The following is a 1,131-nucleotide window of genomic DNA, read 5'->3' as shown; positions in this document are numbered from 1 at the left end:
AAACGTAAACCTTCTTCGATGGCGATTGGGGTAATCAGGGTGATTTCCATTTGCACGTTATCCCCTGGCATAACCATTTCAACACCTTCTGGTAATTTGATAACACCTGTTACATCCGTTGTTCTAAAGTAGAACTGTGGTCGATAGCCGTCAAAGAATGGGGTATGACGTCCGCCTTCTTCTTTGGTTAAGACATATACTTCTGACATATAGTGGGTATGTGGTTTGATGGAACCGGGCTTAGCCAGTACCTGTCCACGTTCGATTTGAGTTCGGTCAACACCACGCAGTAATGCCCCAACGTTATCCCCTGATCGTCCTTCGTCCAGTAATTTACGGAACATTTCGATTCCGGTTACGACTGTTTTGCGAACATCGTGAATACCGACAATTTCAACTTCTTCACCGACTTTAACAATCCCACGTTCGATCCGTCCAGTTGCGACGGTACCACGGCCGGTGATTGAGAAAACATCTTCGACTGGCATCAGGAATGGTTTTTCAGTATCACGAACAGGATCAGGAATCCATTCGTCAACAGCAGTCATCAGTTCAACAATCTTGTCACCCCATGGGCCATCGGGATCTTCCAGACCTTTTAAGGCCGATCCGGCAATGATTGGTGTATCGTCGCCTGGGAATTCATATTCGTCAAGCAGTTCACGCACTTCCATTTCAACTAATTCCAGTAATTCTTCGTCATCGACCATATCGACTTTGTTTAAGAAAACAACGATGTATGGTACGCCTACCTGACGGCTTAACAGGATATGTTCACGGGTCTGTGGCATTGGACCATCGGCAGCGCTAACAACCAGGATCGCGCCGTCCATTTGAGCAGCACCGGTAATCATGTTCTTAACATAATCGGCATGGCCCGGGCAGTCAACGTGAGCATAGTGACGTACTGCTGTTTCATATTCTACGTGAGCGGTTGAAATCGTGATCCCACGTTCTCTTTCTTCTGGGGCTTTATCGATGTTTTCAAATGCAACGGCTTCCCCTGTTCCAAATCGCTTATTAAGTACAGATGTGATTGCCGCTGTTAATGTTGTTTTACCATGATCGACGTGACCAATTGTTCCAACATTTACATGGGGCTTATTTCTTTCAAATTTTGACTTTGCCATT

1 protein-coding gene is annotated in these 1,131 nt (G+C 45.7%); it reads right to left on the bottom strand.

What is annotated here, in order from left to right:
- On the bottom strand, nt 1-1,130 hold a 1,130-nt coding region (gene tuf / locus U2P91_RS17910; RefSeq protein ID WP_322520103.1), incomplete at its 3' end, for an elongation factor Tu.
- Between the last annotated feature and the right edge of the window lies 1 nt (nt 1,131).

It is taken from the genome of Acetobacterium sp. K1/6 (genome assembly GCF_034438075.1).
GTDB lineage: Bacteria > Bacillota > Clostridia > Eubacteriales > Eubacteriaceae > Acetobacterium > Acetobacterium carbinolicum.
The sequence above is the reverse complement of the archived record's forward strand: the minus strand, read 5'-3'. Positions and strand labels throughout refer to the sequence as shown.